Origin of the sequence: Aeromonas sp. XH, from assembly GCF_033348475.1 — a bacterium.
GTDB lineage: Bacteria > Pseudomonadota > Gammaproteobacteria > Enterobacterales > Aeromonadaceae > Aeromonas > Aeromonas sanarellii.
Map to the genome: position 1 here is coordinate 1,328,089 of NZ_CP137630.1, position 17,098 is coordinate 1,345,186.

At 62.3% G+C, this 17,098-nt stretch carries 17 protein-coding genes; 7 read left to right on the plus strand and 10 right to left on the minus strand.

All coding sequences use genetic code 11. From position 1 onward, the window contains the following. Window positions 1-6: 6 nt before the first annotated feature. The gene (gene nagB, locus R2B70_RS06345) at window positions 7-807 is read right to left on the minus strand and encodes a glucosamine-6-phosphate deaminase (protein WP_318162910.1); all 801 of its coding nucleotides are present in this window, start codon (window positions 805-807) and stop codon (window positions 7-9) included. Window positions 808-1,078: 271 nt separating this feature from the next. On the opposite strand from nagB, the gene nagE reads away from it, so the two are divergent. From nagE to glnS, 3 genes are all read left to right on the plus strand, one after another. Beyond that, a complete protein-coding gene (gene nagE / locus R2B70_RS06350) occupies window positions 1,079-2,533 on the plus strand; it encodes an N-acetylglucosamine-specific PTS transporter subunit IIBC (RefSeq protein WP_042077327.1) in 1,455 nt (484 codons plus the stop codon). A 121-nt stretch (window positions 2,534-2,654) separates the two neighbouring features. Continuing rightward, the gene (locus tag R2B70_RS06355) at window positions 2,655-5,318 is read left to right on the plus strand and encodes a beta-N-acetylhexosaminidase (protein ID WP_318162911.1); all 2,664 of its coding nucleotides are present in this window, start codon (window positions 2,655-2,657) and stop codon (window positions 5,316-5,318) included. A 338-nt stretch (window positions 5,319-5,656) separates the two neighbouring features. Continuing rightward, on the plus strand, window positions 5,657-7,318 hold the full coding sequence (gene glnS / locus R2B70_RS06360) for a glutamine--tRNA ligase (protein ID WP_318162912.1): 1,662 nt from the start codon (window positions 5,657-5,659) through the stop codon (window positions 7,316-7,318). A gap of 99 nt (window positions 7,319-7,417) precedes the next feature. Here the strand turns inward: glnS and fur are convergent, their stop codons facing one another. Further along, window positions 7,418-7,846, minus strand: a complete 429-nt coding sequence (gene fur / locus R2B70_RS06365) for a ferric iron uptake transcriptional regulator (protein ID WP_042077333.1) — start codon at window positions 7,844-7,846, stop codon at window positions 7,418-7,420. A 232-nt stretch (window positions 7,847-8,078) separates the two neighbouring features. On the opposite strand from fur, the gene R2B70_RS06370 reads away from it, so the two are divergent. Further along, on the plus strand, window positions 8,079-8,552 hold the full coding sequence (locus R2B70_RS06370; RefSeq protein WP_318162913.1) for a DUF4442 domain-containing protein: 474 nt from the start codon (window positions 8,079-8,081) through the stop codon (window positions 8,550-8,552). 64 nt (window positions 8,553-8,616) lie between these two features. On the opposite strand, the gene fldA is transcribed toward R2B70_RS06370, so the two are convergent. The 4 genes from fldA to R2B70_RS06390 are packed head-to-tail and all read right to left on the minus strand — an operon-like array spanning window position 8,617 to window position 10,540. After that, entirely contained in the window at window positions 8,617-9,141 is a 525-nt protein-coding gene (gene fldA, locus R2B70_RS06375) for a flavodoxin FldA (protein ID WP_134695517.1), read from the minus strand. Window positions 9,142-9,181: 40 nt separating this feature from the next. Next, window positions 9,182-9,478, minus strand: a complete 297-nt coding sequence (gene ybfE, locus R2B70_RS06380; RefSeq protein ID WP_005325670.1) for a LexA regulated protein — start codon at window positions 9,476-9,478, stop codon at window positions 9,182-9,184. Window positions 9,479-9,498: 20 nt separating this feature from the next. Next, window positions 9,499-9,720 (minus strand): DUF2788 domain-containing protein, encoded by a 222-nt coding sequence (locus R2B70_RS06385; RefSeq protein ID WP_042077338.1) that lies wholly within the window; start codon window positions 9,718-9,720, stop codon window positions 9,499-9,501. Between the two features lie 55 nt (window positions 9,721-9,775). After that, window positions 9,776-10,540 (minus strand): alpha/beta fold hydrolase, encoded by a 765-nt coding sequence (locus tag R2B70_RS06390; protein ID WP_209793594.1) that lies wholly within the window; start codon window positions 10,538-10,540, stop codon window positions 9,776-9,778. Between the two features lie 290 nt (window positions 10,541-10,830). Here R2B70_RS06390 and seqA point away from each other — a divergent pair, with 290 nt between their 5' ends. Then, window positions 10,831-11,343, plus strand: coding sequence for a replication initiation negative regulator SeqA (seqA, locus tag R2B70_RS06395; protein ID WP_042077342.1), 513 nt, complete (start codon window positions 10,831-10,833; stop codon window positions 11,341-11,343). Window positions 11,344-11,396: 53 nt separating this feature from the next. Beyond that, window positions 11,397-13,046 (plus strand): phosphoglucomutase (alpha-D-glucose-1,6-bisphosphate-dependent), encoded by a 1,650-nt coding sequence (gene pgm / locus R2B70_RS06400; RefSeq protein ID WP_128273094.1) that lies wholly within the window; start codon window positions 11,397-11,399, stop codon window positions 13,044-13,046. 84 nt (window positions 13,047-13,130) lie between these two features. On the opposite strand, the gene R2B70_RS06405 is transcribed toward pgm, so the two are convergent. Beyond that, the gene (locus tag R2B70_RS06405) at window positions 13,131-14,012 is read right to left on the minus strand and encodes a DMT family transporter (RefSeq protein ID WP_318162914.1); all 882 of its coding nucleotides are present in this window, start codon (window positions 14,010-14,012) and stop codon (window positions 13,131-13,133) included. A gap of 97 nt (window positions 14,013-14,109) precedes the next feature. Here R2B70_RS06405 and R2B70_RS06410 point away from each other — a divergent pair, with 97 nt between their 5' ends. Continuing rightward, complete coding sequence (locus R2B70_RS06410; RefSeq protein ID WP_042077345.1) at window positions 14,110-14,592, plus strand: MarR family winged helix-turn-helix transcriptional regulator; 483 nt, start codon at window positions 14,110-14,112, stop codon at window positions 14,590-14,592. 44 nt (window positions 14,593-14,636) lie between these two features. Here the strand turns inward: R2B70_RS06410 and mltB are convergent, their stop codons facing one another. The 3 genes from mltB to R2B70_RS06425 all read right to left on the minus strand — a co-directional run bounded on the left by mltB (window position 14,637) and on the right by R2B70_RS06425 (window position 17,097). After that, window positions 14,637-15,734, minus strand: coding sequence for a lytic murein transglycosylase B (gene mltB, locus R2B70_RS06415; RefSeq protein WP_318162915.1), 1,098 nt, complete (start codon window positions 15,732-15,734; stop codon window positions 14,637-14,639). 96 nt (window positions 15,735-15,830) lie between these two features. Next, on the minus strand, window positions 15,831-16,433 hold the full coding sequence (locus R2B70_RS06420) for a CDP-alcohol phosphatidyltransferase family protein (protein ID WP_318162916.1): 603 nt from the start codon (window positions 16,431-16,433) through the stop codon (window positions 15,831-15,833). Next, a complete protein-coding gene (locus R2B70_RS06425; protein WP_209793541.1) occupies window positions 16,426-17,097 on the minus strand; it encodes an ATP-binding cassette domain-containing protein in 672 nt (223 codons plus the stop codon). The genes R2B70_RS06420 and R2B70_RS06425 overlap by 8 nt, the downstream gene beginning before the upstream one ends. Window position 17,098: the final 1 nt, after the last annotated feature.

Consider the following 17,098-nt stretch of genomic DNA (forward strand, 5'->3'; position numbering starts at 1 on the left):
GGCTCCTCAGAGGTGCTTGATGTTGTCGGCTTCCAGCTGCTGGAAGTAGCGCACCGTCTTGACCTTCAGCTCCATGGTGGAGGGCTCGTCACACACGACGATGCCTTTCGGATGCAGCTGCAGGGTGGAGATGGTCCACATGTGGTTGACGCTGCCTTCCACCGTGGCCTGCAGGGCCTGGGCCTTGGCATGACCGATCACCAGGATCAGGATCTCTTCGGCATCCATCAGGGTGCCCACGCCCACGGTCAGTGCCAGCTTGGGCACCTGCTCCATGTCGCCACCGAAGAAGCGGGAGTTCGCGATCCGGGTGTCCTCGGTCAGGGTCTTGACCCGGGTGCGGGAAGCCAGGGAAGAGGCCGGCTCGTTGAAGGCGATGTGGCCGTCGTTGCCGACCCCGCCCATGAACAGGTTGATCTTGCCGTAGGACTTGATCTTGTCCTCGTAGCGCTGGCACTCGGCTACCAGATCCGGCGCGTTGCCGTTGAGGATGTTGATGTTTTCCGGGCGAATGTCGATGTGGTTGAAGAAGTTGTTGTACATGAAGCTGTGGTAGCTCTCCGGGTGCTCCTTGGGCAGCCCCACGTACTCGTCCATGTTGAAGGTGACCACGTTCTGGAAGCTCACCTCGCCGGCCTTGTGCAGTTCAATCAGGCGCTTGTAGGTGTTGAGCGGCGTGCCGCCGGTGGGCAGACCCAGCACGAAGGGGCGATCGCTGGTCGGTTTGAACGCATTGATGCGGTCGACGATGTAACGGGCGGACCAGAGACCCACCTGGCTGGCAGACTTCAACGGGATCAGGCGCATTCTATATACCTCTGTACGGGTTGCAGCTGTCTATTGACGGCAAGACTAAAAGACACATCTAAGTTGTTTTATAGCGTAAATAAAGATTGCGAACTAAGCCACATCTATCCGCTACCTTTATCTCTGATGAGTGATAATGATCACGAATGTGGGTTTATTAATTTGCGCAGCGAAATAAAAGCCCTAGACTGCCAATCAAGCCTTGATGGCTTATGCGTCGAACGTGATAAGCACTTAATTTCTAGAAAAACACCAACTAAGGAGAGGAACCGTGAACATTCTCGGTTATTTGCAAAAGATCGGCCGTGCCCTGATGGTGCCGGTGGCGGTATTGCCTGCCGCAGCGATCCTGATGGGGATTGGCTACTGGATTGACCCGAACGGTTGGGGTGGCGGAAGCCCTCTGGCTGCGTTTCTGATCAAGGCGGGCGCCGCCATCATCGACAGCATGCCCATTCTGTTCGCCGTGGGCGTCGCCTATGGCATGTCCAAGGATAAAGACGGTTCTGCCGCGCTGGCCGGTCTGGTCGGCTTCCTGGTGGTCACCACCCTGCTGAGCCCGGGCGCCGTGGCCCAGATCAAGGGCATCCCGGCCGACCAGGTGCCGGCAGCCTTCGCCAAGATCAGCAACCAGTTCGTCGGCATCCTGTGTGGTGTCATCGCCGCCGAGCTGTACAACCGCTTCAGCAGCGTGGAGCTGCACAAGGCGCTGGCCTTCTTCTCCGGCCGTCGTCTGGTGCCGATCGTGACCTCCGTGGTGATGATCGTCGTCTCCTTCATCCTGATGGCGGTCTGGCCGGTCATCTACGGTGGCCTGGTCTCCTTCGGTGAATCCATCGTGAGCCTGGGCTCCACCGGCGCCGGCATCTACGCCTTCTTCAACCGCCTGCTGATCCCGGTCGGTCTGCACCACGCCCTGAACTCCGTGTTCTGGTTCGACGTGGCCGGCATCAACGACATCCCGAACTTCCTGGGTGGCCAATCCTCCATCGACGCCGGCAAGGCCGTCGTGGGCGTGACCGGCATGTACCAGGCCGGCTTCTTCCCCATCATGATGTTCGGTCTGCCGGGTGCGGCACTGGCCATCTACCACAGCGCGAAGAAAGAGAACAAAGAGAAGGTTGCGTCCATCATGATCGCCGCCGCCTTTGCCGCCTTCTTCACCGGGGTGACCGAGCCGCTCGAGTTCTCCTTCATGTTCGTGGCACCGGTACTGTACGTCATCCACGCCCTGCTGACCGGCCTGTCCGTGTTCATCGCCTCCAGCATGCACTGGATCGCCGGCTTCGGCTTCAGCGCCGGTCTGGTGGACATGGTGCTCTCCAGCCGCAACCCGCTGGCCACCCAGTGGTACATGCTGCTGGTACAGGGTCTGGTCTTCTTCGGCCTCTACTACGTGGTCTTCCGCGCCGTGATCGCCAAGTTCAACCTGAAGACCCCGGGTCGTGAAGACGACGAAGCCGTGCCGGTACAGGCCCAGACCACCGACCGCACCGAGCTGGCCAAGCAGTATCTGGAAGTGCTGGGCGGTCAGGAAAACCTGGTGACCATCGATGCCTGCATCACCCGCCTGCGTCTGACCCTGAAAGACCGCAGCATCGTCGACGAGCGCAAGCTCAAAGCCCTGGGCGCGGCCGGTGTGGTCAAGCTCGGTGAACAGAACCTGCAGGTGATTCTGGGCCCATTGGCCGAGATCATCGCCGGTGAGATGAAAGCCCTGCGTTAATCGAGCGACTCGCTCACCTCAAGTCTAAGTCCATTGTTGACATAACTAAGGGCCCCGCCTCGGGGCCCCATATAAAAAAGCCAAGAAAATCCAACCTTTACTTCAAACGAGAGCAGCAGTTATGAACTTGAAACATTCTCTGTTAGCCATTGCCATGTCTACCGTTTTCGCCGGCCCAGCACTGGCAGCCGATGCCGCCAAGCAAGCCGTGGTCGATGCCCTCGCCAGCAACCTCGTCGTCAAGTACGAAGTCGTCACCAATGACGGTGCCGGCGCCGGCCTCGACTGCCAGGCACTGGGTTCAGAGTGGGCGAGCTGCGGCGTTGCCAAGTTGCACCTGACCAATACCGGGGCCGACGTCACCTCCAAGGACTGGAGCATCTATGTCTCCTCCATCCGCCGCATCCAGCGGGTGGACAACGACCAGTTCACCATCACCCACCTGACCGGCGACCTCTATCGTTTGACGCCGACCGAGAAGTTCCAGGGCTTTGCCAAGGGCGCCACGGTCGAGGTGCCCCTGGTGGTGGAATACTGGGTACTGTTCGAATCTGACATCATGCCGAACTGGTATGTCGCCAGCGAAGGGGCCGAGCCGAAAGTGCTGGCCAGCATGAGCAACATCGACGACGCCAGCACCTACGAGAAGCCGATGCCGGCCGACGGCTGGAAGCGCACCAAGGATGACAACAACATCCTGATGAACAGCGAGACCCGCTTCGCCGCCAACCAGACCAGCACCCTGCTGCCTGCCGGCAAGATTGACGACCGCATCCTGCCGAGCCCGATGAAGCAGGTGGTCAAGGCCGGCCCGCAAATCGACTTCTCCACCATCAAGCTCAATGCCCTTGACCTGCCGAGCGATCGCGCCGAGGCCATCAAGGCTCAACTGACCAAGCTGGGTGTTACCCTCTCCGACACCGGCTACCCGGTCACCATCAAGCTCGGCAGCAAGCTCAAGCAGGCCGAAGGCTACGACATGACCATAGGCCAGAAGGGCACCGTCATTCAGGGCCACGACATTGACGGCGCCTTCTGGGGTGCCCAGTCCCTGATCTCCCTGCTGGGCGTTGACGACAAGCTGGTGAGCCAGATGACCGTCGAGGATGCGCCGCGCTTCGAATACCGTGGCATGCAGACCGACGTGGCCCGTCACTTCAGAAGCCCGGAGACCCTGAAGAAGCTGGTGGACCAGATGTCCGCCATGAAGCTCAACGTGCTGCATCTGGGCCTGACCAACGATGAAGGCTGGCGCATCGAGATCCCGGGCCTGCCGGAACTGACCGACGTCGGCAGCCAGCGTTGCCACGATCTCTCCGAGACCCAGTGCCTGATGCCGCAGCTCGGCTCCGGCCCGACCAGTGACAACCAGGGCTCCGGTTTCTACAGCAAGGCCGACTACATCGATCTGGTGCGCTATGCCAAGGCGCGCGGTGTGACCGTGATCCCCGAGATCAACATGCCGGCCCACGCCCGTGCCGCCGTGGTCTCCATGGAGGCGCGCTACAAGCGTCTGATGAGCGAGGGCAAAGAGGCCGAGGCCAACCAGTTCCGTCTGACCGACCCGGCCGATACCTCCAACGTCACCTCGGTGCAGTTCTACGACAAGATGTCCTTCATCAACCCCTGCCAGCCGGGCGCTGCCACCTTCGTGGCCAAGGTGATGGATGAGGTGGCCCAGATGCACCAGGCCGCCGGTCAGCCCCTGACCGCCTGGCACTACGGTGGTGACGAGGCGAAGAACATCATGCAGGGCGGTGGTTACCAGGATCCGGCCGTCACCAAGAAAGAAGAGCTGGTCGCCTGGAAGGGCAACGTCGACTCCAGCAAGCAGGACAAGCCGTTCGGCAAGTCACCGATGTGCCAGAAGATGATCGACGATGGCAAGATCAAGGACGTGGCCGAGCTGCCGGTCCATTTTGCCAAGGAAGTGAGCGAGATGGTCAAGGGCCACGGCTTCTCCACCCTGCAGGCGTGGGAAGATGGTCTGAAGTACGCCACGGATGCCAGCGTGTTCGCCACCGACAAGACCCGGGTCAACTTCTGGGAAACCCTCTATTGGGGCGGCTTCAACGAGGCGATGAAGTGGGCGCACAAGGGCTATGAGGTGGTGCTCTCGAACCCCGACTACCTCTACTTCGACTTCCCGAATGAGGTACACCCGGCCGAGCGCGGCTACTACTGGGCCACCCGCTTCAACGACACCCGCAAGGTGTTCGCCTTCGCCCCGGAAAACCTGCCGCAGAACGCCGAGACCTCGGTTGACCGCGACGGCAACGCCTTCGTGGCCAAGGGTGACCAGGATCCGGTCAAGTTCAAGGGAATCTCCGGTCAGCAGTGGAGTGAAACCGTGCGTACCGACGCGCAATACGAGTACATGGTCTACCCGCGCATCTTCTCCGTGGCCGAGCGTGCCTGGCACAAGGGCGGCTTCGAGCTTGACTACGTGAAGAACCGCGAGTTCTCCGGCACCACCAAGTTCGTTAACAAGGCCACCCTGAACAAGGAGTGGAACCAGTTCGCCAACGTACTGGGTCAGCGCGTGCTGCCGAAACTGGATCAGGCCGGGGTGGAATACCGCCTCTCCGTACCGGGTGCCAAGGTGGTGAACGGTGTGCTTGAAGCAAACGTGGATCTGCCGGGTCTGCCCATCCAGTACAGCCTGGACGGCACCACCTGGACCGCCTATGACGCCGCGGCCAAGCCGACCGTCAATGGCAAGGTCTGGCTGCGTACCACCAGCTTCGATGGCAAGCGCACCAGCCGCGTCACCGAACTGAACTGATAACCCTCGTTTCTTAACGCAAGGTGGGTCGCAAGACCCGCCTTTCCCAAGGGCGATGGCCATCGGGCTTGGGAAAGGTTGACTCTGCGTGTGAACCTTTGTTGTGTGTGTTTTGTCTGTTTTTCATCACTTGAGACCCCGCCCCGTGCGGGGCTTTTTTTGACCAGGATCTCTGCAATTTCTCCCGTTTCGCCGTTTTTGGTGCGCCAATGACCCGAATTGGCCAAATTCAGGTTGAGGCAGGGCGCGTAATGAGGGATCATACCCGGCTTGACGGCGGGGGTATGAGGGTGCCAGCCGGCACAACGTCCGCCAGTGACGCATTTTTGAGGTGAGCCATGAGTCAGGCGAACAGCCCAACTAACTTTATTCGTCAGATCATTGATGAAGATCTGGCCAGCGGTAAGCACAACCGCGTGCATACCCGTTTCCCGCCGGAGCCGAACGGTTATCTCCATATCGGCCACGCCAAATCCATCTGCCTGAACTTCGGCATCGCCCGCGACTATCAGGGTCAGTGCAACCTGCGTTTCGATGACACCAACCCGGCGAAGGAAGACATCGAGTTCGTGGAGTCCATCAAGCAGGACGTCCAGTGGCTCGGCTTCCAGTGGAGCGGCGAGATCTGCTACTCCTCCGACTATTTCCACAAGCTGCACGGCTATGCCATCGAGCTCATCGAGAAGGGGCTGGCCTATGTGGACGAGCTCTCCCCGGAGCAGATGCGCGAATACCGCGGCACCCTGACCGCGCCGGGCAAGAACAGCCCGTTCCGCGATCGCAGCGTGGAAGAGAACCTGGCCCTGTTCGCCAAGATGAAGAACGGCGAGATGGCCGAAGGGAGCGCCTGCCTGCGCGCCAAGATCGACATGGCATCCCCCTTCATGGTGATGCGCGATCCCGTCATCTATCGCATCAAGTTTGCCCACCACCACCAGACCGGTGACGAGTGGTGCATCTACCCGATGTATGACTTCACCCACTGCATCTCGGACGCCCTGGAGGGGATCACCCACTCCCTGTGCACCCTGGAGTTCCAGGACAACCGCCGTCTGTACGACTGGGTGCTGGACAACATCAGCATCGACTGCCACCCGCGCCAGTACGAGTTCTCCCGCCTGAACCTCGAATACACCGTCATGTCCAAGCGCAAGCTGAACCTGCTGGTGACCGAGGGGCACGTCAGCGGCTGGGATGACCCCCGCATGCTGACCGTCTCCGGTCTGCGCCGTCGTGGCTATACCCCGGCTTCCATCCGCGAGTTCTGCAAGCGCATCGGCGTGACCAAGCAGGACAACATCGTCGAGATGAGCATGCTGGAAGCCTGTATCCGCGACGATCTCAACGAGAACGCCCCGCGCGCCATGGCCGTGCTGCACCCGGTGAAGGTGGTGATCGAGAACCTGGCGGCCGACGAGGTGCTGAGCGCACCGGCTCACCCGAGCAAGGCCGAGATGGGCAGCCGCGAGTTGACCTTCAGCCGCGAGATCTTCATCGACGAGGCGGACTTCAAAGAGGAAGCGAACAAGCAGTTCAAGCGTCTGGTGCTGGGCAAGGAAGTGCGCCTGCGCAACGCCTACGTCATCAAGGCCGAGCGGATCGAGAAGGATGCGGATGGCAAGGTCACCTGCATCTACTGCTCTTACGACCCCGAGACCCTGGGCAAGGATCCGGCGGATGGCCGCAAGGTGAAAGGGGTGATCCACTGGGTCAGCGCCAGTCACTCCCTGCCGGCCGAAGTGCGTCTCTACGACCGTCTGTTCAAGGTGCCTAACCCGGGCGCCGAGGATGACTTCGAGGCGGCCCTGAACCCGGAATCCCTGGTGATCATCGAGGGGGCCCGAGTGGAGGCTTCCCTGAAGGACGCCAAGCCGGAGTTTGCCTACCAGTTCGAGCGCGAAGGGTACTTCTGCGCCGACAACAAGCTCTCCAGCGCCGAGCACCTGGTGTTCAACCGCACCGTTGCCCTGCGGGACGTCTGGGGCAAGGCCGAGGCCTGATATGAGAGGGCAGGGGAGACCCTGCCTTTCTTGTCCGGATGACGGACACAAAAAAGCCAGCGTGATGCTGGCTTTTTCATGACACGCGCGGCGAAGCGGTTATTCGTCGTGCTTGCAGTCACCGTTGGCGCAGTGGCCATACAGGTAGAGGCTGTGGTTGGTCAGGCGGATGTTGTGCGCCTTGGCGATGTCACGCTGACGCTGTTCGATCACCTCGTCGGAGAACTCGATCACCTTGCCGCAGTCCAGGCAGACCAGGTGGTCGTGATGCTCCTGAGTCGCCAGCTCGAACACCGACTTGCCCCCTTCGAAGTGGTGACGGGTGACGATACCGGCATCATCAAACTGGTTGAGAACGCGATAGACGGTGGCGAGACCAATCTCCTCACCCTGATCGATCAGCCGTTTGTACAGATCTTCCGCACTGGTGTGCTGGCAGTCCGGCTGTTGCAGGATTTCCAGGATCTTGACGCGGGGCAAGGTGATCTTGAGCCCGGCCTTTTTTAACGCTTGGTTGTTGTCTGCCATATTCTATTTATTCGCATTCTCGAAGGTGTGGTTATTCTGATTGACTGCCGCTGGAATGGCAACCACGAACTCGCTTGGCCTGTCATTATAGGTCGTAGCCAAGTTAAAAATAAACCCAACAATTCAATGGGTTTAGCACATTTACCCCACTGGAAGATTAATCCGGCCCGCTTGCTCCACGAGAGAATGTTGATACTATGTGATCTCTTCATAGTCTGGTCGGATGAGATCCATGGATTGGCTTTTTGGCAACTCGGCCTGGGTGCGCTGTGCCCTCAACGCCTGGCCCCCGTTCTGGGGCGCCGGCATCAAGATAGAGACATTGAGTTCCGATTTTCGCTTCTGCCGGGTGACCCTCAAGTCCCGCTGGTGGAACAAGAATGCCAACCGTACCCAGTTCGGTGGCAGCATGTTCGCCATGACGGATCCCATCTATCCGCTGATGCTGATGGGGCATTTCAAGAACCGCTATTACGTCTGGGACAAGGCGGGCAGCATCAACTTCATCAAGCCTGGCAAGGGCAAGCTGGTGGCCGAGTTCACCCTGACCGACGGCAAGCTGGCGTCGATCGTGGCGGCGACCGAGGGGGGAGACAAGCACTTCCCCGAGTTCGAGGTGCTGGTGCAGGACAGCCAGGGCGAGCTGGTGGCCCAGGTGAAGCGCACCCTCTATGTCAGATCCAAGCCCCAGCACAGGGGCGGCTGAGTGCGGAAGACAGATGCAACAAGGGCCCCGTCGGGGCCCTTGTTGCATGGAGAGGGGAGGGAGATCACTCCAGCTCGCTCAGGCACATCTCTTCGTGCAGTTGCTTGCACCAGCCCTTGACGCGCTCTGCGGTCAGCTCCGGCTGGCGATCCTCGTCGATGCCCAGACCCACGAAGTGCTTGTCATCCACCAGGGCCTTGGAGGCTTCGAACTCGTAACCGGCGGTCGGCCAGTTACCTATGATGATGGCGCCCTTGGCTTCGACGATGTCACGCAGGGTGCCCATGGCGTCGAGGAAGTACTCGGCATAGTCTTCCTGATCGCCGCATCCGAAGATGGCGACCAGCTTGTTGGTGAAGTCGATCTCTTCGAGCTCGGGGAAGAAGTCGTCCCAATCGGCCTGGGCCTCGCCGTAGTACCAAGTCGGGATACCGAACATCAGCAGATCGAAGCTGTCGATGTCGGCCTTGCTGCTCTTGGCAATGTCACGGACTTCAATCAGTTGCTTGCCCAGTTCTTTCTGGATCATCTTGGCGACAGCTTCGGTATTACCGGTATCGCTGCCGAAAAACAGACCTACACTAGCCATAGTGTTTAGTTACCCGTATCTGGTGTTGATGCTTAACGGTTCAGATTGCGATGCCTGCTGCATGAGCAGACTCGATCTGTTGCTTCAGGATAGATTGGATCAGCTCGGCTCGGCTGACGTTCTGTTGCAGCGCAAGTTGGTTCAGGCGCTCCAGCAACTCGGCTTCCACCTTCAACTCGACCCGCTTCAGCCCGTTCTCCCGATCGCGCTTGAGCTGGTTGCGCTTGTTGATCTTGAGCTGGGTCTCACGGGGGAGTGGGTTGGTCTTTGGCCTGCCGGGGCGCTTCTCAGTTGCGAACAGATCCAGTGTTGTTCGATCAGTTTGCTGTTTGGCCATACATCACAGATGAAAAGTAGTTAGCCGATCCCTGAGCCTTCCCAGCCCATTTCGATCAGCCCCTTGGCGACAAAACCCGCGCAACCCAGAAACAGCACCAGCCAGACGACGAAGCGGCCAAAACGGGGCACGTTGCCGCGTTTGAGCACATCCTGAATGGCCAGGCCAATCAGCAGGAAGATGGCCACGAAGAACAGCTTCAGGCCCAGACTCTCGATGAGATCGATGTGTTCACTCAGCATGGATTGCGCGCACTCCTTAAGACGGGCGCACTATATCACAAAGGATTTGAAACTGTTAACCGCCTGTCGACAGGAAATCCACAACCAGTTTGTTGAACAAAACCGGCTTTTCCGCGTGCAGCCAGTGGCCGGTTCCGGCGATCACCCGCACCCTGGCCGCCGGGAACTGGACCAGGGCCGTCTCGCTGTATTGGGGCAACATGTAGTCCGACTCTCCCCCCTTGATGAAGAGCGTCGGCCCCTCGAAACGGCGCTCGTCATCGGGCCAGCCCATGATGTTGGCGTAGTTGCGCTCGAGGGCCGGCACGTTGAAACGCCACCCCCACCCTGACTCCCCTTTGGCGAAGGATTTGAGCAGGAACTGGCGCACCCCGGCGATCTCGATGTGCTCCGCCAGCATGGCTTCCGCCTCGCTGCGGCTTTGGGGAGCGTGCTCGAGCGTGGCGTTGAGCCCGGCGAAGACGTTCTTGTGGCGGGCGTGGGGATAGGCCACGGGGGCGATGTCGGCCACCACCAGCTGGCTGACCCGTTCCGGTGCCTGCTTGGCGAGCTGCATGGCGACCTTGCCCCCCATGGAGTGACCCACCAGGGCCACCCGATCGAGCCCAAGGTGGTCCAGCAGGGCGAGGACATCCGCCGCCTGGGCCGGGTAGCTCATCTCGTCCGAGTGAAAGGAGGCGCCGTGATTGCGCAGATCGACGCTGATGACCCTGTATTGCTCGCCGAGCGGGCGCGCCAGCAGGCCGAGGTTGTCCAGGCTGCCGAACAGGCCGTGGATCAGCACGACGGGGGCCCCCTGGCCCTGCTCCTTGAAATTCAATAATGAGTTTTGTTGCAAAATGACACCTTGTCGGTCGTGGGCTGTGTCGCCAGGTTTTTTAACACACTGAAAGAAAAGGATTTCATTCCTGATGGGGCATTTTTTTGTGGTTTTTTTCCAAAAAAAGTGCCCCGGGATCGGCTATCAGTGCGGGGGATCACACACTTGGCCCGCTATTATGCCGTATTCTCGGGGAGATTCATGCACATCTGCCAGCCCCTCCCTTGGGCTGCCGGGTCTGCCTATGTATAATCGCCGCATCCGAATTTCGACGAGTCCAGCGCATCCCTATGAAAACCATCGAGCTTGATGACGATCTCTACCTCTTTATCGCGAGCCAGACCCGGCACATCGGCGAGAGTGCGTCCGATATCCTGCGCCGTCTGCTGGAGCAACCCGGTCAGCTGACCCCGGTCGCCCCTGTCGCGGCACCGACCCAGTCTCAGTCCCAGCCGGTGGCCGATGCGCTGGGGCTGGAGGCCCTGCTGGATTCCGGCGAGCTGCAGAAGGAAGAGAAGTCCATCAACCGCTTCATGCTGGTATTGAGCACCCTGTACCGGGACAACCCGGAGGGCTTCACTCAGGCGACCGAGATCAAGGGGCGCAAGCGCGTCTATTTCTCCCGGGATCCCGAGGCGCTGCGTGCCAGTGGCAGCACCACCAAGCCCAAGCCGGTGCCGGATACCCCGTTCTGGGTGATCACCAATACCAACACCAGTCGCAAGCAGAACATGGTGGCCCAGCTGATGACCAGCATGGGTTATGACGAGGATCTGACGGCTCGGGTGTGCGGCGCCGTTTAACGCATCAACGACTCAAGGCCTTGCCGGGCAAGGCTCAGCTCAAGGAAAACGCCATGGCACAGCATTCCCACGCCGGTCAACCGGCTCGTCTCTGCGATTTGACCAACATCCCCCGTCTGGTCAGCGCCTACTACCTCAACAAGCCGGACATGAGCCGCCCCGAGCAGCGGGTCGCCTTCGGCACCTCGGGCCACCGTGGCAGCGCCCTGCACAGCGCCTTTACCGAGTCCCATATCCTGGCGGTGACCCAGGCCCTGGTGGAGTATCGCCAGCAGGCCGGCATCACGGGCCCGCTGTTCGTCGGCATGGATACCCACGCTCTGTCCGAATCGGCGTTTGCCAGCGCGGTGGAAGTGCTGGCGGCCAACGGCGTCGAGACCCGCATTCAGGCCGGTCTCGGCTTCACGCCGACCCCGGTCATCTCCCACGCCATCCTGCGCCACAACGCAGGCAAACCTGCTGCCCTGGCGGACGGCGTGGTGATCACCCCGTCCCACAACCCGCCGGAAGATGGCGGCTTCAAGTACAACCCCCCCCACGGCGGCCCCGCCGAGGGCGAGATCACCAAGTGGGTGGAGGACCGCGCCAACGCGATTCTGGAAGCGAATCTGGCCGGTGTGAAGCGCATGCCGTTCGCCGAGGCCCTGGCCAGCGAGTTCGTAGTGGAGCACGACTATGTCACCCCTTATGTGGACGATCTCGAGAACGTGCTGGACCTGGCCGCCATCAAGCAGGCCGGCATCAAGATCGGGGTGGATCCGCTCGGCGGCTCCGGCGTCGCCTACTGGGACGTGATCGCCAAGCGTTACGGCCTCGACATCGAGGTGGTCAACTACAAGGTCGACCCGACCTTCTCCTTCATGACACTGGACAAGGACGGCAAGATCCGGATGGATTGCTCCAGCCCGTTCGCCATGGCGAGCCTGATCGCGCTCAAGGACAAGTTTGACATCGCGCTCGGCAATGACCCCGACTACGACCGTCACGGCATCGTCACCAAGGCGGGGCTGATGAACCCGAACCACTACCTGGCGGTGGCCATCCAGTACCTGTTCACCCACAGAACCGGTTGGGCCAAGGAAGCCGCCGTCGGCAAGACGCTGGTCTCTTCCTCCATGATCGACAGGGTCGCCGGCGAGATCGGTCGCACCCTGAAAGAGGTGCCGGTCGGCTTCAAGTGGTTCGTGGATGGCCTCCATAGCGGCGAGTTCGGCTTTGGCGGCGAGGAGAGCGCGGGTGCCTCCTTCCTGCGCAAGGATGGCACCGTCTGGACCACAGACAAGGATGGCTTCATTCTGGCGCTGCTGGCGGCCGAGATCCTGGCCGTCACCGGCAAGGATCCCCAGGCTCACTACGACGCCCTGGAGGCCAAGTTCGGCCGCTCCAGCTACCGTCGCATCGACGCCCCGGCCAACAGTGCCCAGAAGGCGGTGCTCTCCAAGCTGGATCCGGCGCTGGTGGAGGCCTCCATGCTGGCGGGTGACCCCATCACCGCCAAGCTGACCCGCGCCCCCGGCAACGATGCCGCCATCGGCGGTTTGAAGGTCGTGACCGAGCACGGCTGGTTCGCGGCGCGCCCGTCCGGCACCGAGTCCATCTACAAGATCTACATGGAGAGTTTCAAGGGGGAGGCACACCTGGACCTCATCCAGCAGGAGGCCCAGCAGATCGTCTCCGCCGCCCTGGCCAAGGCCGGGGTCTGAGTTCGACTCAAGCACCCGCGGAATGTGAAAGAGGAGCCTTGATGGCTCCTCTTTTTTATTGCACTTGAGTTGGAGGCGTCGTGCTCACGGCCTACCGCACTGGCCGGTGCTCGCCCGGCGGGCCTGCCAGCGCTTGAAGAAGGGGCGGGCCGGCAGCTTCATCAGGAAGAGGGAGAGCAGGATCACCCCGATGCCGAGCCACTGGCGGCCGTCCAGCGCCTCGCCCACCAGCAGCACGCCGAGGGAGACCGCCACCATGGGGTTGGTGAGGGCCAGCATGCCCATCACCTCGGGACCGTGGCGCTTGAGCCCCCACAGCCAGGCCCAGTAGGCGAGCGCGGTGTTGAGCAGGATGAGCCAGCCAAAGGCGGGGGCACTCGCCAGTTGCGGCACAGGCATGGGGCCCGCCAGCCACCAGGCGAGCGGGATCAGCATCAGGCCGCCCAGCAGCAGTTGCCAGGCGGTGAGCGCCAGCAGATCGCTGACCGGCCAGCGCTGCATCCAGCGGCTGGACTGGCCGATGAGCAGGGTGGCCAGCAGGGCGCACGCCACGCCGACGGGGTCCAGGTTGGCGGAGGGGTTGAGCAGCAGGAGCACCCCGGCGAGCCCCATCAGCCCCAGCAGCAGCCATTTCAGCGACGGCCTGACGCCATCCTGCAACCAGGCCAGCGCCATCAAGACCAGCGGCAGGGTGGCGCCCAGGGTGCCCGCCACGGCGCCCGGCAGGCGGAAGGCGGCCACGAACAGCAGGGCGAAGAAGGCGGTGATGTTGCAAAACGCCAGCAGGCACTGGCGATTCCAGGTCAGCGGTGGCCAGCGGGGATGGATCAACAGCAGCAGCACGCCGGCGGGCAGGGCTCGCCACACGGCCACCCAGTAGGGGGAGTAGTCGGTCAGGTAGAGACTGACGACGGCATAGGTGCTGCCCCACAGCAGGGGGGCGAGCAGGGCGATCAGCAGCGGCATGGTTGTCTCACAAACAAGTATCTTTAAGTAAAGATAAATTAGCCGCGAGTTGGTTTATTATCAAGTATCTTTCTGTAAAGATAAAAAGGGAGCCCGAATGGACAGTGATCACGTTGACCTGCTGCTGGCCCAGTGGGCGCGGCAGCGCCCGGATCTCGACTGCTCGCCCATGGGGGTGCTGGGACGGGTGGCGCGCATGGCGGCCATCGCCGGGCGCGAGGTGAGCGAGGAACTCAAGGAGTGCGGCCTGCTCGGCTCGGATTTCGATATCCTGGCGACCCTGCGCCGGGCCGGTGAGCCGCTCACCCCGACCGCCCTCTACCAATCCGCCATGCTGAGCTCGGGGGCCATGACGGCCCGGCTCGACAAGCTGGAGCAGCGCGGCCTGATCACTCGTCAGGCGGCCCCAGATGACAGGCGCAGCCTGCTGGTCAACCTGACCGACGCGGGCCTGGCCCTGGTGGACGAGGCGGTGGAGCGGCACCTGGCCAATGAGCGCCGCCTGCTGGCCCCGCTGACGGGGGAGGAGCAGGCGCAGCTGGCGGCCCTGCTCAAGCGCTGGCTGCTGGAAAACGAATAGCAAAACGGGCCCGCGGGCCCGTTTTTGTTGGCTGTATGCCTGGCTCAGTAACCGCCGCGGGCATCCCTGACGGCAAGGCCGAGCTGCCACACCGCCATGGCGTAGTGGGTGCTGTGGTTGTAGCGGGTGATGGCGTAGAAGTTCGGCAGGCCGTACCAGTACTGGTAGCCCGTGCCCACGTCCAGGCGCAGCAGGCTCGCCTCCTTGTGGTTGCCAAGGGAGGCGATGGGGGCCAGTCCGGCACCGCGCAGGGTGGTGACCGGATAGCGGGTCTGGAAGCCGTGCTCATAGCCCGGCAGTTGCCCCTGACCACGCACCGCCACCGGTTGCCCCTTCTCCCAGCCGTGGGCCTTGAAGTAGTTGGCCACGCTGCCGATGGCATCCACCGGATCCCACAGATTGGTGTGGCCGTTGCCGTCGAAGTCCACCGCGTAGCGCTGGAAGCTGGAGGGCATGAACTGGCCGTAGCCCATGGCGCCGGCGTAGGAGCCCTTGGGTTCGGTGGGATCCATCCCCTCGTCCCGGGTCATCACCAGGAAGGCCTCCAGTTCGCTGGTGAAGAACTCGGCGCGGCGCGGGTAGTCAAAGGCCAGGGTCGCCAGGGCATCCAGGATGCGGGTCTTGCCCATCACCCGGCCCCAGCGGGTCTCCACCCCTATGATGCCGACGATGATCTCGGGCGGCACGCCGTAGATCTGCTGCGCCCGGTTGAGCTCGCCCTCGTACTCGCGCCAGAAGCTGACGCCGTTTTGCACGTTGTCCGGGGTGATGAACTTGGCGCGGTAGCGGTTCCAGGCGCCGGTGGGCCCGGTGGGGGGCGTGCGGGTGGGCGCCTGGGCATCCATCAGCCGGATGATCCAGTCATAGCGCTCGGCCTGGGCCAGCAACTGGTGCAGCTCGGCGCCGTTGAAGCCGTGCTTGTCGACCATGCGCTGCACGAACCTGTCTACGTTGCTGCGGTTGGAAAAATCCCCCTTGCTGACGCCAAGACTGCCCCCGCTCTGGTAGACCGGCTTGGCGGGAGGCGCCTGGTTGATGAAGGCGCTGTTGGGCTGGGGTTTGACCACGGGCTTGGGCGCCGGCGTGCTGCTGCAGCCATAGAGCAGGGGAAACAGGGAGAGGACACAGACAAGGCGACGCATAGGGTTCTCGTGAGCCTGAAAAAGAGTGCCGTCATGGTAAAACATTGACGTCCATGCGCAAGTGTTCCGTACCGGGCCGGCTCCCCGCGACACCCGTCAGCGCAGGGTGTGATAACCGCTCCAGACCCGGGTCAGGGTGGTGATGGAGCAGAGCAGGGCGAAGCCGTAGGCCAGGGGAACGAAGGCGGCGGGCCAGAGGCACATCAGCACGAAGAGCGCTATGGTCTCGCTCCCTTCGGTGAGGCCGCCCAGATAATAGAGGGACTTGTGGTGGTAGACGGGGCTCTCTATGCCCCGCTTGCCCGCCATGACGGCAAACGCCAGAAAGCTCGAGCCCGTGCCCATGAAGGCGAACAGCAGGGTGGCGGCGGGCAGCGCGTTGGCGGGGTCGGCGAGGGCGAAGCCCAGCACCACGGCGGCATAGAAAATGAAGTCGAGGGTGATGTCGAGGAAGCCGCCGCAGTCGGTGATCCCGGTTTCTCGCGCCACGGCGCCGTCCAGCCCGTCCAGCAGCCGGTTGCAGAGGATGGCGGCGAGCGCCCAGCCATGAGCCCCCAGGGCCAGCAGCGGCAGCGCCAGCATGCCGATGGCAAAGCCGGCGAGGCTTATCTGGTTGGCGCTGATCCCGGCCCGGCACAGGGGCCGCGCCAGGGTGGCGAGGGGGCGGCGGACAAGGGGGATCAGGTGGCGGTCAAACAAGGTCGCTCTCCTCTTCGTCGGTGGCGGGTGGGATCAGATGCAGTATGGCGCCCGGCGCATCCTCCTCGTCGTGGGTCACCAGAATGGCGGGGATGCCCAGTGCCTTTATGCGGGCGAACACCAGGGTGCGAAACGCCGAGCGCAGCGGCTTGTCGAGGCGCGAGAAGGGCTCGTCCAGCAGCAGGGCGTGGGGCTCGGCGAGCAGGGCCCGCAGCAGGCCGACCCGTGCCTTCTGGCCGCCGGAGAGCTGGTCTGGCCGCTTGTCCCCCTGGCTCGCCAGGCCCACCTCGGTCAAGGCCGCCAGCGCCTTCGCCCTTCTGGCCGCCGTACCCCTGATGCTGGCCGGCATGCCGAACATCAGGTTCTCGGCCACCGTCAGGTGGGCAAACAGCAGATCATCCTGGAACAGGATGCCGATCTGCCGTTCCTGGGGGGGCAGGGAGGTGAGCCGGCGCCCATCCAGGCGAAGCTCTCCCTCCAGCCGGAACCGGCCTCTTCCCCTCACGCCGGGCAGTACCCCGGCCAGGGCCGCCAGCAATGAGCTCTTGCCGCAGCCGCTCGGGCCCATCAGGGTCAGCACTTCACCTGGGGCCACCGCCAGGGGGGGCAGCGTCAGCAGGGGGCGCTCGTCCAGAGAGAGGCAAAGCGGGGTGGTGTGGAGCATG